Source organism: Undibacterium cyanobacteriorum (assembly GCF_031326225.1).
In the GTDB taxonomy this organism is placed as follows: domain Bacteria; phylum Pseudomonadota; class Gammaproteobacteria; order Burkholderiales; family Burkholderiaceae_D; genus Undibacterium; species Undibacterium cyanobacteriorum.
The window spans coordinates 1,649,775-1,663,926 of the sequence record NZ_CP133720.1 but is presented as its reverse complement, the minus strand read 5'-3'; the positions used below and the strand labels follow the sequence as shown (position 1 = coordinate 1,663,926).

Here is a 14,152-nt window from a genome sequence, read left to right as displayed (position 1 = left end):
GCCAAGGCGCATGGCTTCCAATAGTCTAATGCCATGCGCCACCTACAGCCCTCTCATCGCATTGCAAAAGCTCACCTTTTTTGGAAGGGTGTTGGCACTCTTCTTTTTGTTGCTACCAGCTGCTTGGGCTTCAGTTCTACATCGTGGTCGGCCACACTTGAAGTTGAGCATGAATGTGGGCAAATCCGGGTTGGCTTACTAGAAATCGGCGCCCTTTTTTACCGCCTGCCTGACGGTCGATTTTCAGGTATCGATCAAGACATCTTGGAGGCCCTCGCTCTCCGAACCAATTGTCAGTTTAAGCCACGGGTCGAATCACAAGCACGAATCTGGAGCCAAATTCGCGAAGCTAGCCTTGATATGTCGATGTCCGGCATCAAAACCATCGAGCGCGAAGAATGGGCTACTTCAGTGCCTTATTTCTCCACACGCAACTACGCTCTGATCAGCACTAGTTTGAGTGCACAAGAACAAACTGCCGCAGGATTTTTGGCCAACAAAAACCTCAAGATGGCGGTGATTAAAGGCTTTCAGCATGGCCGTCAATACAATGATTTTGTGACCAATCTCAGACACCAAAATCGTATTTATGAAGTCGCTGATTTTGCATCGCTGATTAAACTGCTCCAAGTAAAACGTGTGCACGGGATCTTAATTATTCCAACGAGCTACATTGATCTTTCTCGACAAAAGCAACTTCCCGAGTCAACCGTGTTACGTGATTGGTATCCCAACGATGCCTTTGTCGCCGGTCTTTATATTTCGAAGCGAACGATCTCACCAAAATCGGTTCAAATGCTCCAAACGGCTCTGAATGGAATGCAAGCAGATGGCACACTTGAGCGCATTTTTGCACGTTATGTGGGAGATAAATTAGCGAAGGAAATGCTCTTGGATCCCAATCAACTCAAGAGCCTCGGTCAATAAGTTTGCAATTGTCGATCTCACCGCCAATCCGTCGATTCCACGTCCCCAAAATTAATGACCATGGTCGGTTGACCAGTCAAGCCTAGCTGCGTATTTTGAGCTATCATCACGCACTTAAGCCGCTCAAATTCCTAGAATTTATCGCTGCCGTACACTTTTTCGCTTTGACTCAGCCAGGTTTTTCTCATGACAAACACCAGCGCAAATAGCCCTAAGCTTCAACAACTTAAAATTGACCGCCAAGCACCGCAATTTCAGAAAAAGAAGAATTGGCTCTTATTCGCGGCACCCATCGCCGTAATCCTGATCGCTGGCGCGATTGCACTCAAACCGCGAAAATCGGAAGTCCAAAGCACCTCGGTCGTCACCTCCTACCCTTCACAGCAATATGCACAGTTGACGGCCTCTGGTTATGTGGTCGCCCAACGCCGCGCGGCAGTGGCGAGCAAAGCAACTGGACGATTGATTTGGTTGAATGTACGAGAAGGTAGTCACGTCAAACAGGGAGAAGTGATCGCCAAACTGGATGCCAGTGACGTGCAGGCGGCGATTGCCTCAGTCCAAGCGAGCGTGAAACAAGCCGAGGCTGGTGTCGCCCAAGCCAATATTGAATTAGTCAATGCAGAAGCCGATTTGAAACGTGCACAAGGTTTGCAAGCGCAAGGCTTTATTTCACCGCAAGCCATGGACACTGCCCAAAAGCGTGTGAACGCAGCCAAAGCGGCCATGGTGAGCGCACAAGCCAGTGTCGCGGTAGCGAAATCGCAAATGAAGGTGCAACAGGTCAACCAAGACTTCACTGAAATTCGGGCGCCTTTCGATGGCGTGGTGCTAGTGAAAAATGCCAATATCGGCGACATCATCACACCGTTTTCCAGTGCCGCCGGTGCGCAAGGCGCAGTTGTGACGATGGCCGACATGAGTACTTTGGAAGTCGAAGCTGACGTTTCCGAGAGTAACTTAGCCAAAGCAAAAATCGGCATGCCAGTAGAGATCACGCTAGACGCTCTGCCAGATTCCCGCTTCCGTGGCACGGTGGCCGGCATCGTGCCGACCGTGGATCGTGCCAAAGCAACCGTCATGACCAAGATTCGTTTTGAAAAACTCGACCCACGCATCTTGCCGGAAATGAGTGCCAAAGTGACGATCCTGTCTCAAGCCGCGACCGATGCTGATCAAAAAGCCGTATTGACAGTCAATCCCAAAGCGATTGTCGAGCGCCAAGGCAAAAAAGTCGTCTTCCGCATGAAGGACGATAGCGTCGAAATATTGAACATTACGCCAGGTCGAAAGATTGGTGAAAATATCGAAATTACGGGCGAGCTCAAATCAGGTGACAAACTGGTTTTGAATCCCGATGCGAAGCTCGAAGCCGGAACCAAAATTACGGTCGTCAGCAAATGAGTACGTCAACAGCGAGCCTGAGCGGTAACGAACACGATGTGCCGGTGATTCGTATCCGTAATTTGAGCAAAACTTATTTCCGTGGCGGACAGGCAATCAATGTCCTGAGCGACGTGAATCTCGAAATTGCCCATGCCGAGTTCTTGTCTCTAATGGGACCGTCGGGATCTGGCAAGAGTACCTTGCTGAATCTCGTTGCCGGTATCGACAAACCAAGTGGTGGTGAAATCGAAATCGGCGGCATTAATATCGCGCGTCTAAATGAAGCGCAACTGGCGGATTGGCGGGCCTCGAATGTCGGTTTCATCTTTCAGTTTTATAACCTGATGCCGGTCCTCACCGCTTTCGAAAATGTGGAGCTTCCACTTTTGCTGACCAATCTGAGTCGCAGCCAACGTAAGGCGCATGTGCAAGCTGCCTTGGAAATGGTCAAACTGACCGACCGCATGGATCACTACCCGAACGAGCTCTCGGGTGGCCAACAACAACGTGTCGCGATCGCGCGTGCCTTGGTGACTGACCCAACGCTAATCGTCGCCGATGAACCTACCGGCGACTTAGACCGTCACACCGCGGAAGAGGTCCTCGATTTGCTCGACCAATTGCAACGCGATCTCGGCAAAACCATCATTATGGTCACGCACGATCCAAAAGCCGCAGCGCGCGCTGGGCGCATGGTGCATCTCGAAAAAGGGGTGCTGGTCGATGAAGATGCCAAGGTCATGCCGGCCGATCATCTCTAATCCCAATAGACTTTTATGTTCCTGTTTCGGCTCCTACTCAAGAACGCATTTCGCCATCGCCTCCGCACCATTTTAACCATGGTCGGTCTGGTGGTTGCCATCTGCGCTTTTGGCTTGTTGCGAACCATTATCGACGCTTGGTATGCCGGCGTCGAAGGCACCTCCAGTGTACGCTTGGTGACGAGGAATTCGATCTCCCTCACCTTCCCCTTGCCGCTGAACTACGCCGAGCGTTTGCGCAATGTCGAAGGCGTGACTGGTGTGAGTTGGTCGAATTGGTTTGGCGGTGTGTATATCACTGAGCGTAATTTTTTCCCGCAATTTGCCGTCGAACCCGCTAGCTATCTGGCGCTCTATCCTGAATACATTTTGTCTGATGAGGAGAAAAAAGCTTTTATCCTAGATCGACAAGGCTGTATCGTGGGGCGCAAATTAGCGGAGCAATATGGCTGGAAAATCGGTGATCAAATTCCACTGCGCGGCACCATTTATCCAGGCACGTGGACTTTCACTTTACGCGGCATATGGGACGGCGCGGATGCCAAAACTGATGAATCGCAAATGCTTTTTCATTGGCAATATTTGACCGAGACCACCAAAAAACGTTTGAAACGCAGTACCGATTTTGTCGGCGTGTATATCGTGCGCATTAACGAGCCCGACAACGCCCCCCTCATTTCAGAACGCATCGATCAGCAGTTCAAAAATTCTTTAGCAGAGACATTGACCGAAACCGAAAAAGCCTTCCAGCTCGGTTTCGTGTCCATGAGTGAAGCGATTTTAGTCGCTGTGAATGCAGTCTCCTATGTCATCATCATTATCATCATGGCGGTCATGGCCAATACCATGAGTATGACGGCACGCGAGCGATTAGCCGAATACGCAACCCTCAAAGCCTTAGGATTCTCACCGAGCTTTGTGGTCAAACTTTTATTTGGCGAGAGTTTGGTGATTGCCCTGATTGGCGGCGGCGCGGGCATGCTCTTGACCTTACCGATTGCCGCAGGATTTGCCAAAGCGGTAGGTACTTTGTTCCCGGTATTCGTGGTCTCTGAAACCACGATGGCTTTGCAGGTTCTCGCGTGCTTAGTGGTCGGCGTCGTCGCCGCGGCTTGGCCTGCGTGGAAAATGTCGCGCATCGACATCGTCAACGGTTTGATGCACGTAGCATGAAGGCGATCCCTCTTTCCTACGTGGCGCGTAATTTGTGGGTGCGGCGCGTCACCACCCTCCTCACTGCCGGCGGCATGGCTCTTGTGGTTTTCGTTTTTACCGTAGTATTAATGATGAGCGAAGGCATCCGCGCAACTCTGGTCGCCACGGGTCAAGCGGACAACATACTGGTTTTGCGAAAAGGCTCCGGTGCTGAAATCAACAGCGGCATCGGACGCGACCAAGCGGCAATCATCGAAAGTTTGCCGGGTATCGCGACTGCACGAGATGGCCGCGTGATGTTGAGCAAAGAGCCGGTGGTTTTGAATAATTTGCCGAAACGTAGCAATGGCAAACCCAGCAATGTGACTGTGCGTGGCACCTCCGAGATCGGTCTTGAATTACGTCCGCAAGTGAAAATCATTGAAGGCCGCATGTTCCGCCCTGGCACCTCAGAAATCATTGCAGGCAAAGCGGTCGCGCAAGGTTTTCGCGGGACCGGCCTCGGAGAAACGCTGCATTTTGCGCAACGCGATTGGGTCGTGGTTGGCATCTTCGATTCAGGCAAAACGGGATTCGATAGTGAACTCTGGGGCGATAGCGATCAAATGATGGCGGCTTTTCGTCGCAATGCATATTCGACCATCGTCTTCCGCTTGAGTGATCAAAGCGCGATCGAAGCCGTCAAGCGCGGCATTGATCTTGATCCTCGCTTACAGATTGATGCCAAGCCCGAGATTCAATTCTACGCCGAGCAAAGTGAAGCTTTGGCGACGTTTATTCGCATACTCGGTTTGAGTTTGTCGATTATTTTCTCGATTGGCGCCATCGTTGGCGCGATGATTACCATGTTCGCCGCAGTCGCTCAGCGCGTCGGCGAGATCGGTACCTTGCGCGCACTCGGTTTCCGCCGCAACGCGATCCTGATCGCCTTCTTGATGGAATCGCTTTTGCTGTCGCTGGTAGGCGGTCTGATTGGCTTATTCGCGGCTTCATGGATGCAAACTGTCGACATTTCCACGACCAATTTCCAGACGTTTAGCGAACTCGCCTTTCAATTCAAAATGAGCCCAGAGATCATCGTGAAGAGTGTGCTGTTCTCTTTAAGTATGGGGTTCATCGGCGGCTTCATTCCAGCGTGGCGTGCCTCACGCAAGAAGATTGTTGATTGCTTGCGTGAGTCCTAAACCTCATGTCGTCTTCATTTCAGTTTGCTGTTAACTTCCCATCAAACAGCAAGCGTACATGAGGATCGAGAGACACGAGTTTCGGCACAAAGTCTGTCTTCAAACGGAAGCTTTCCTTAAAATTTGCAATCTTTACCGTCTGTACTTGAAGTTTGCCGTCGGGCTGTTGAATCGCAACTTCTAGTGGGAACTGAAACAAGTCCTGATTGCTCTGCTCGAGTTCAAGCACGACTTCTTTAGTCTTCGCATCGTAGGTCCAACTGCCTTTCAGGACCGGATAACCTGCTTGATACAACCATTGTTTGAAGAAGGCTTTCAAGTCTTTCCCGCTAACCTGCTCCATCACGCTCGCAAAATCCTCGCTCAGCGCATTCTTGCCAGCGAACTTGGCATAGTAAGCACGTATGCCCTGCCAGAAGACCTCATCGCCCAATTCTTGTCGCAACATGTGCAGAACCCAGCCGCCCTTTTCGTAAGTATTTGGGCTCAGTACATTTTTCGGATCGGCGATTTCAGTATCAACAATCGGGCGCCATTGTTTTTGGCTATAGCGAATAATTTTTTCACGGTCTGCCACCTGTCGCCCTAAGAAACGATCATGACCATAAGTATTTTCAATATACAGATTCGTGAAATAGGTCGCAAAACCTTCACTCAACCACACATGGTGCCAATCCGCTTCTGTCGCAGAATTACCAAACCATTGGTGGGCGATTTCATGGGCTACCAAAGCCTCCTGCTCGGCTTTACCTGTCACAGAATTCTCAAAATAGAAAATCGTATTGGCATTTTCCAAGCCGCCAAAACGAGTTTTCGATTGCACGTTCGCGAGCTTTTTATAGGGGTAAGGACCAATTTTTTGGTGGAAGAAACTGAGCGGACTAATTGCAATCGCGTAGTCACGAAAACCCTCACTACGGTTCTGCGGGAATACCCAGCTCGAAATCGCCACATCATTAAAACGTGCGCTCTCTTGCATCGCAAATTTAGCAACGCCAATCACCATCACCTTTACCGCGAGCGGCACGTCCTCTTTCCAATGCGTGAGTTTTCGTTGTGGATCGATATAACTTTCTTCCATCTTTAAACCATTCGCAACCACACTATATTGCGCAGGGGCGATTACCAGAAATTCAACCGCGGCTTTATCACTAGGGTGATCGATCGTAGGTAACCATTGATGACCAAGATTGGGCCAGTTATCAGCAAAGAAAACACGATCGCCAAACTTATTCTTGCTGATGAACAAACCCGCTGCAGGCTGGCCACGGTACTCAATCTGGAAAGTCAGACTATCACCGCCATTGATCTCGTCTTTCGGATAAATCGTCAAACGATCTTGGGCGTGTTCAAACTTGAGCATTTGATCACCTTGCTTAACCGCCAACACTTCCATACCTTTACCGTCGGTAGTCTTGCTGGCCAGATCGAGACTGAATTGCTTAGTCCGCGCCAAAAACCGCATGTTGACCTGGCTTTGCCCTTGTATCACATCGTTTTGATCGTTCACTTCAATCAAGAACCGATAACGCACAACATCAATGTCTTTGTTTCTTGGATATCGATCATCACCGAAGGCGCTGCCAAGTAACAACAAACTCGCTAAAAATGCGACACAATATTTCATACTTTTTCCCTATTAACTCGCGCTCGAAGAATCCGATAACGATTCATAACACACGACAACCAGATCTAACAAAAAATATACAAAAACACTGAAAACCAAGCCCAGCCTCAATTACAGACGCCTCCTGTTGAACGATCTTGCAAAATAAGCTTGCAGTGAGGTTATGACCGTCAAAGCAAGATCAAAGTTCTATCGCTTGGTTTCAACTTTTTTCACAAATAGACACTTGTCTAGCTGCTGAGGATCACATATGATTAATTTGAAGCAAAGCACATTAATGACTCAACAATGTCCAAGTTTAGGGAGCTACTGATGGAGAAGCGCCATAGCAGTAAATTGCCCGATTGGCATCAATATTACCAAGGCATGAAAATCTTGGGTAATTCTCTGCGCGTGGCTGATTCACGTCGCCCCTACCTCGATCTCATGCACTTCCAAAACGAAAACTCTTTCTCATCGGATCAAGATGACGATGATAGCTTGGTCTTCTTATCAGAAAGCGAAGAAGAACAAGAACAAACCAAGGCACAACAAGCGTGGAAAATTCTTATTGCCGACGATGATAGCAATGTCCACGATACGACTGTGCTGGCCCTCAGTGGGGTGCATATTCACGGCAAACCCTTAGAATTTTTGCACGCATTCTCAGCTAAAGAAGCCAAGGATTTAGCGATTAGTAATCCAGATACTTCCTTGATTCTGCTCGACGTTGTCATGGAAACCGTCGATGCAGGCTTAAAACTGGTCAATGTTTTGCGGGATGAACTTTCTCGTAAAGATTTGCGAATTGTTTTACGTACCGGGCAACCAGGCTACGCCAAAGAAAACATCATGGGAAACTACGCGATTGATGGGTATGCAACCAAATCAAAGCTAACCCGCTCGATTTTGATCTCCATGTTGAATGAAGTCTTGGACGACACGAAAGACAAAGATAGTCTTCCAAACTAATATGCTCTGCAAATCAAACATCAAAAAGGCCAAGCACTGCTTGGCTTTTTTGATTTGTACGACTACTCAGCGTCAGGCTGTGCCGATGGATGCGCATCCTTAAAGGCAGGTAAAGCAAGACAACGCTCATTGATGGCCATCAGAGTCGGATACGGCGCCATATCACAGTTAAAACGTTGGGCATTGAAGATTTGCGGGATCAGCACACAATCAGCAAAGCCCGGTTGATCACCAAAACAGAACAAGCCACGCCGCGCATCATTCGCCAAACGCGTTTCCAAAGAAGCTAGGCCAACCGCACACCAATGGCGATACCACACATTTTTTTGCTCATCAGAAGCACCCAAAGTAGCACTCAGATATTTCAAAACTCGCAAATTATTAATCGGATGGATATCGCACGCGATGGCTAATGCCAAAGAACGAACCCAAGCGCGATCATGTGGATTGGCTGGCAATAATGGTCTTTCTGAATATTGCTCGTCGAGATACTCCATAATCGCCAAGGATTGGCTCAGCGCCTGTTGCTCATCACCATCGATCAAGGCTGGCACCAAGGCCTCGGGGTTAATTTTGCGATAGGTATCAGAGAGCTGTTCGCCGCCGTTCTTGATCAAATGTACGGGGCTTTGCTCATATGCGAGCCCCTTGAGATTCAGAGCAATCCGTACACGATAGGATGCGGAACTTCTAAAGTAAGAAAACAACTTCATTGCTAAAACTCCTTGATATGAGCCTCAGTCGCTTGAAATAACTGAGTGCCCTCATTACATCGATTATCTTAAGTGCGCTAACTAAGTCAGCTTAGGCACGCATCGACTATTTCTTTAAAGGCCAACGTGACAATCCCACTTTCAAAATTGCATGTATGCGATTTTGTAACTGCTGAGACAAGGCACACGGAGTCGCTAATAGCTGTTCGTACATCACTTGATCAGATTGCGCATCACGACCTTGGCGTAAGCTTTGCTGCAGCATCGACAACTGAATTTCTCTGCGTCGCGCCTGTTCTTCAACGGGGCTCGGCAGTTCTAAGGCGAGCTCCAACTTCAGGACGAGATCTTTCAAATTCGTCTCAGAGCTCAAAGCATTCGAAACAGCGCTCGTTTGCGCTCGCATTTTTTGCAAGGCCAACGCGCGTTGACGCAAGGCTTTACTGTGAACATCTTTCGTCGCATTGAATTGAGCGATGCATTCGTCTATCAGATTTCCGGAGTTAGGCTGCGATGAATCAGAGTTGAAAACCGCGTTTTCGACATCAAAACAAGCCTGCAAAAACTGCGACATCTGATTAGCCTGCTGTTGATATCTTTGCATTTCAAGCTGACTGATCTGTGACTGCAATACCCCGATGGCTGTTTTATAACGTGCCTCGATTTGTTTTTCGCTCTCACGCGGAACAGCGCCAAGACTACGCCACTGTTTATCAAACGTGGCCATTTTTTCAGACAAAACTCGAACATCTGCTTCCTTGCTTTCCACCAAACGTTCTATTTCTAGACAAAGCTCATGTTTGGCATCGAGCTGCTTAATACGCTCTTGCTCGAACTCACGATGTTGATTTTTTCTCGCCTCGAAAATTTGATCACAGGCCGCGCGAAATAAGGTCCATAATTCTTGCTCTCGTTTGCGTTCCAAAGGGACTGCAGTTGCGTTTTGCTGCCACTGCGCTTGTAACTTTCGAACCTGTTCTACCGCATCGCGGACACTGGCATCAATCGCCTTGGCTACAGAAATCAACTCCAATCGATTGGCCTCGGCCACCTCGCGTTGTGCCTGCAGGGCTTGTTCCAGGTCTTGAAGACAAGCCTCAAATTCACCTGTTAAGACTTCTTTTTCTTTACGATCCATGGCACCAATAGCACGCCACTTTTGACGCATTTGCGAAAGCGAATTCGCGACCAAACGCCAGTCTGGCGTCTCGGTCATGAGATCTTGGGCTAAAGATACAAACTCAGTCAGAAGTGCACGCGCTTGTTCAGCGTTCGCTTTTCTCAGTTGCGATTGTTCTTGGAAATGAGAAGCCGCTGGTGCGTAGGCTGCACTGCATGCTGCATCGAATCGCAGCCACAATTCTCTTGACCCAGCGCCACCAGCACCTTCGATTTGTTTCCATTGCGAGCGTAACGCAGTGACTGTATCGACCAATTCTTTCGGCTGTAAACTGAGCTGAGCAAGCCCTTCTGCAGTCGCCACTAACTCTTCACGCGATGCCACCCCACTCCAACGTGCCCAAGACATCAAGCGGGCAAATTCCTTGCGCGCTGCTGCCAAACGCTGCATTTGCTTCTTCGAGACATAAGCGGGCGCATGTTGAAGATCAACAACCGCCAATACTTTTTCGAATTCGCGAGCCTGCTGTGTTCGTCCCTCACTCAATGCTTGCTCCAAACCTTCTAAGGCAGCATTAAAATCTGCCTGATCGAGATTGATATCTCGTTGATCTGCATGAATGGCTGCGTTGTCTACAGTCTTGTCTTGCGCAGCAGTACCTTGCAACTCCTGATCACCAGAATCTACGTGCAGTTCAAGAGCGTTTATCCCAGACACATGCAAAACATCGATCATTTCATCGCTTGAGCCCAATATCTTCGACGATTCTAATATGCGATTTTCAAGGACAGTAAGATGTTGAGCATAAGTTTCTAACAAACGTTTAGCTTCTGTCAGCGGATGGCGCGGCAAAGACGCGGCGCAGGCTGAACCGCGTACTTCTGAAAATTCAGCAAATAGTTTCTCGTATGTCGGTCTATCGATGGTGGACTCATTCCCTATGCCTTGTTGAAGTCGACTAACGATGCTCAATAATTGGCGTTGTAGTGCAACTTGAGCGTCCATTCGCTTATCCAAAGCTCGACGCATCTCATCGAATTTTTGTTGTGCTTCAGGAGCAAGCTCACCCAAAGTGTCAAGCTTGGTACGCATGTGATCCAGTTGCGCCAATTGGTTTGGCAAAATCACACTTGCTTGCAGCAGTAACTGTCCATGGGAAATGCAATCATCAATAGCTTTTCCTAAAGCCTCTTTTTGTTTGAGTTGCTCCAAACGTCCCTGAACATATTTCATCAGGCGTTGGTCGTTTTTCTTGAAACGCGCCCTCACCGTCTCCAACGCTGATCGCCCTTGTAAATACTGCGCCGCATAGAGACGTCCATCAGCATGATCACAAGCAAAGAGTAAGTCCAATAAAACCTCTTCACTATGGGCTGCGGCATCGACCTTTTGACGCCACGCTTGACGTTGCTGTTCAAGCTCTGCCTTCGCCGATACACTAAGCGCAGACGGCGATTTTGCATTAAGGGTATTTTTTTCAGTAACTTCTAACGCCTTATCTGGCTGGCTCGACGAGCTTGAAAACAACTTAGTGAGGAAATCAAACATAATTGTAGTGAGGCTGAGAAAACAGACATGATAGCAAGACTTAGCCGACTACCGCAAAAGATCAGTTATGGCCGCGGTTGCGAAGGTCGATGAGGGCGTGCATGTTAAAATTCGGCTTTATCCCTCGAGTTTAAATCGACCTCATTCATTATCCGATCTAGGTCGAAACTTCATCTAGCTCACTTCACCATTATTAGTTCACCATGCATAGAAAAACTCCACACAGCATTCTCGGCTTCACCACTGCCGCGCTGCTTTTGCTCTCGTCCACGACATCCATGGCGAACGCTGTAAAGAAGCAATCGAATGCTTCAGATCTGAGAACAACTGCTGAAAAAACACAGTTCCAAGAGACTGGTCGCTACGAGGAAGTAGAACGTCTGTGCATGGGTTTTGAACGGCAATATCCTAAATCAGTGCGTTGCAAAAAATTTGGCACAACACCAGAGGGGCGCAGCATGTTCTATTTGGTGGCATCTCACAGCGGCGTACTCGGCCCGCAGCAGCTCAAAAAGAAGCCGCTGCCAGTCACACTAATCCAAGCAGGCATTCATGCTGGAGAAATTGATGGAAAAGATGCCGGCTTTTTAGCTTTACGCAAACTCCTTGATCAAGCAAATGCTTTACGCAACCAAGTAGTGCTATTTGTTCCAGTATTCAACGTGGATGGACACGAGCGTTTTGACAGCTATAACCGTCCGAATCAACGCGGTCCGAAAGCCATGGGTTGGCGCACGACCGCACAAAACTATAACTTGAATCGCGATTACGTAAAGGCAGATGCACCTGAAATGCAGGCAATGCTGGCACTCGTGAATGAATGGGATCCGATCGCCACAATCGACTTACACGTGACTGATGGCGCCAAATTCCAACATGCGGTATCCATCCAAGTTGAACCGTCTCTAAATCACGATCATCCTTTAGCAACGATTGGTAAGCATTTCCAAGAGGCTGTGATTGCCGATCTGAGCAAGAAAGACTTTCTCCCTCTCGGTTTTTACATGTCTTTCGATGAAGAAGACAATCCCATGTCCGGCTTCTCCAATAACGTTTCTACACCGCGCTTTTCGACTGGCTACTTCCAGCTCCGTAACAGGCTGGCAATGTTGGTCGAAACTCACTCTTGGAAAGATTATCCAACACGAGTCCAGATCACGCACGACACCATACTCTCTGTCGTCAAACAAATGGAAGAGCACGGCCAAGAATGGCGCAGCCGTGCTTTACAAGCGGACCAACAGAGCCTCAAATTAGCAGGCAATCCTCTTGCATTGAGCTACCGGAACACGAACGAAACTAAGACCATCGAATTTCAGGGTTATGCCTACTCGCGCTCAACGTCGGAAATTTCTGGCGCGAGCATGACACGCTATGATGAAAGTAAGCCTCAGGTTTGGCGCGTTAAGCTACAAGACCAAGTCACACCCGACGTCAGTACACAACTTCCACTCGGTGGTTATGTGGTTCCAGCCGCATATGCCAGCAAGCTCGAAGATAAGCTCAAACAGCATGGCATCCAATTCCAGAAGCTCAGTACGGCCTTTTCTGCACAAACTTTCGAAGTATTTCGCGCCCAGCGTTTTGAATTTAGTCAGCAGTCAATCGAACATCATCAGATGTTGAAGGTCGAAGGAAGCTGGGCCAAAGAAACTCGTACGCTCGGCAAAAACGCGCTTTTCATTCCTATTCAGCAAGCCAAGGCGCGATTGGTGGCAACGATGTTCGAGCCACTTGGCGGCGATTCGCTCTTGAATTGGGGTTGGTTCAATAATGCTTTCGAAAGCAAAGAATATATGGAAGCCTATGTGGCGGAAGAGTTTGCACGAGAGGCCCTTCAAGCATCACCAGAACTCCATGCCGAATTTCAAGAAAAACTCACCAAAGACCCTGCATTTAAGGCGAATCCTCAAAAACGCTTAGAGTTTTTTGCGAAACGCCATCCATCGTGGGATAAGGCATTTGCGCTCTATCCTGTAATGCGAGTCGATCAAATACCAAGTGACGTCAAATAAAAAATTAAAAGAAGCTCGCGCGCTATGCCTGAGCGCGAGCTTCCGATATGTCGGATAGGTTTCAAAAGGTCGCGTTACTCCACGAAGGCAAGGCCAAATCAAAATGCAGACTTGCATCAATGACAGGTACCAGGCCAGTAGCTTGGCGAACTTTTACACTTGGTAACACAAGAACTTGTCGTCCATTACTCACCTCCATGCGTTGAAGTGAACATGGATGCAGATCAATCGCTGCTCCCACTTAGGAGATGATCATGTTCTTACGACGCTTTATTTCGCCCCTTGTTATCGCATTCACCGCCAGCATCGCGTTTGCCGGTACCGCGATGGCGCAATCACCGTACCAATATAGCAATGCGCACCCCATCGTGAGTCACGCTCCAGCGATGTACAACTATGTTTATTACCCGAGTGCTCAAGTCTATTTCGCTCCATCAAATCGAGTTTGGTTTTGGTTTGACGGGTATCGTTGGCAAAACGCCTACGCCCTTCCCTACGGCATGCAAATTGATTTTCGATTGGGCGGCATTCCGATCACTTTGCGATCGGCATTACCTTACCGTGAACATCATTATGTAGATAGCTATTATGGTCGACCATGGCGCGCTCGTCATTATCACGACCGTGGTCGTCATGAACGTGAACGTCATGAATGGCGTGAACGTGAAAATTGGCGAGAACAAGGTCGTGGCTACCCTCGTCATGATTATGATCGCGATGATCGCTATCAAGAGCGCCACCATCGATGGTAAAAAGTCGTGATCG

The 14,152-nt window shown here is 48.7% G+C and carries 11 protein-coding genes; 8 read left to right on the top strand and 3 right to left on the bottom strand.

Annotated features, from left to right (window positions below):
• Positions 1–123: 123 nt before the first annotated feature.
• The 5 genes from RF679_RS06835 to RF679_RS06815 all read left to right on the top strand — a co-directional run bounded on the left by RF679_RS06835 (position 124) and on the right by RF679_RS06815 (position 5,413).
• Positions 124–927, top strand: coding sequence for a substrate-binding periplasmic protein (locus tag RF679_RS06835; RefSeq protein ID WP_309483472.1), 804 nt, complete (start codon positions 124–126; stop codon positions 925–927).
• A gap of 186 nt (positions 928–1,113) precedes the next feature.
• The gene (locus RF679_RS06830; protein WP_309483471.1) at positions 1,114–2,331 is read left to right on the top strand and encodes an efflux RND transporter periplasmic adaptor subunit; all 1,218 of its coding nucleotides are present in this window, start codon (positions 1,114–1,116) and stop codon (positions 2,329–2,331) included.
• Positions 2,328–3,074 (top strand): ABC transporter ATP-binding protein, encoded by a 747-nt coding sequence (locus RF679_RS06825; protein ID WP_309483470.1) that lies wholly within the window; start codon positions 2,328–2,330, stop codon positions 3,072–3,074. The genes RF679_RS06830 and RF679_RS06825 overlap by 4 nt, the downstream gene beginning before the upstream one ends.
• 15 nt (positions 3,075–3,089) lie before the next feature.
• Complete coding sequence (locus tag RF679_RS06820) at positions 3,090–4,247, top strand: ABC transporter permease (RefSeq protein ID WP_309483469.1); 1,158 nt, start codon at positions 3,090–3,092, stop codon at positions 4,245–4,247.
• Positions 4,244–5,413: an ABC transporter permease gene (locus RF679_RS06815; RefSeq protein ID WP_309483978.1), complete on the top strand. Its 1,170-nt coding sequence runs from the start codon at positions 4,244–4,246 to the stop codon at positions 5,411–5,413. The genes RF679_RS06820 and RF679_RS06815 overlap by 4 nt, the downstream gene beginning before the upstream one ends.
• Positions 5,414–5,432: 19 nt before the next feature.
• Here RF679_RS06815 and RF679_RS06810 read toward each other — a convergent pair whose 3' ends face one another.
• Positions 5,433–7,040: a M1 family metallopeptidase gene (locus RF679_RS06810; RefSeq protein ID WP_309483468.1), complete on the bottom strand. Its 1,608-nt coding sequence runs from the start codon at positions 7,038–7,040 to the stop codon at positions 5,433–5,435.
• 288 nt (positions 7,041–7,328) lie between these two features.
• Here RF679_RS06810 and RF679_RS06805 point away from each other — a divergent pair, with 288 nt between their 5' ends.
• The gene (locus RF679_RS06805; RefSeq protein ID WP_309483467.1) at positions 7,329–7,991 is read left to right on the top strand and encodes a hypothetical protein; all 663 of its coding nucleotides are present in this window, start codon (positions 7,329–7,331) and stop codon (positions 7,989–7,991) included.
• Positions 7,992–8,053: 62 nt separating this feature from the next.
• Here the strand turns inward: RF679_RS06805 and maiA are convergent, their stop codons facing one another.
• Positions 8,054–8,704 (bottom strand): maleylacetoacetate isomerase, encoded by a 651-nt coding sequence (gene maiA, locus RF679_RS06800; protein WP_309483466.1) that lies wholly within the window; start codon positions 8,702–8,704, stop codon positions 8,054–8,056.
• Positions 8,705–8,810: 106 nt separating this feature from the next.
• Positions 8,811–11,372, bottom strand: a complete 2,562-nt coding sequence (locus RF679_RS06795; protein WP_309483465.1) for a DUF349 domain-containing protein — start codon at positions 11,370–11,372, stop codon at positions 8,811–8,813.
• A gap of 203 nt (positions 11,373–11,575) precedes the next feature.
• On the opposite strand from RF679_RS06795, the gene RF679_RS06790 reads away from it, so the two are divergent.
• The gene (locus tag RF679_RS06790) at positions 11,576–13,387 is read left to right on the top strand and encodes a M14 family metallopeptidase (protein WP_309483464.1); all 1,812 of its coding nucleotides are present in this window, start codon (positions 11,576–11,578) and stop codon (positions 13,385–13,387) included.
• A gap of 254 nt (positions 13,388–13,641) precedes the next feature.
• Positions 13,642–14,139, top strand: a complete 498-nt coding sequence (locus tag RF679_RS06785; RefSeq protein WP_309483463.1) for a hypothetical protein — start codon at positions 13,642–13,644, stop codon at positions 14,137–14,139.
• Positions 14,140–14,152 lie beyond the last annotated feature (13 nt).

Excerpts from the sequence above, each read along its gene's own strand:
- maiA (WP_309483466.1), bottom strand. The coding sequence starts at position 8,704 with ATGAAGTTGTTTTCTTACTTTAGAAGTTCCGCATCCTATCGTGTACGG.
- RF679_RS06830 (WP_309483471.1), top strand. The coding sequence starts at position 1,114 with ATGACAAACACCAGCGCAAATAGCCCTAAGCTTCAACAACTTAAAATT.
- RF679_RS06785 (WP_309483463.1), top strand. The coding sequence starts at position 13,642 with ATGTTCTTACGACGCTTTATTTCGCCCCTTGTTATCGCATTCACCGCC.
- RF679_RS06810 (WP_309483468.1), bottom strand. The coding sequence starts at position 7,040 with ATGAAATATTGTGTCGCATTTTTAGCGAGTTTGTTGTTACTTGGCAGC.
- RF679_RS06795 (WP_309483465.1), bottom strand. The coding sequence starts at position 11,372 with ATGTTTGATTTCCTCACTAAGTTGTTTTCAAGCTCGTCGAGCCAGCCA.
- RF679_RS06790 (WP_309483464.1), top strand. The coding sequence starts at position 11,576 with ATGCATAGAAAAACTCCACACAGCATTCTCGGCTTCACCACTGCCGCG.
- RF679_RS06825 (WP_309483470.1), top strand. The coding sequence starts at position 2,328 with ATGAGTACGTCAACAGCGAGCCTGAGCGGTAACGAACACGATGTGCCG.
- RF679_RS06805 (WP_309483467.1), top strand. The coding sequence starts at position 7,329 with ATGTCCAAGTTTAGGGAGCTACTGATGGAGAAGCGCCATAGCAGTAAA.
- RF679_RS06815 (WP_309483978.1), top strand. The coding sequence starts at position 4,244 with ATGAAGGCGATCCCTCTTTCCTACGTGGCGCGTAATTTGTGGGTGCGG.
- RF679_RS06820 (WP_309483469.1), top strand. The coding sequence starts at position 3,090 with ATGTTCCTGTTTCGGCTCCTACTCAAGAACGCATTTCGCCATCGCCTC.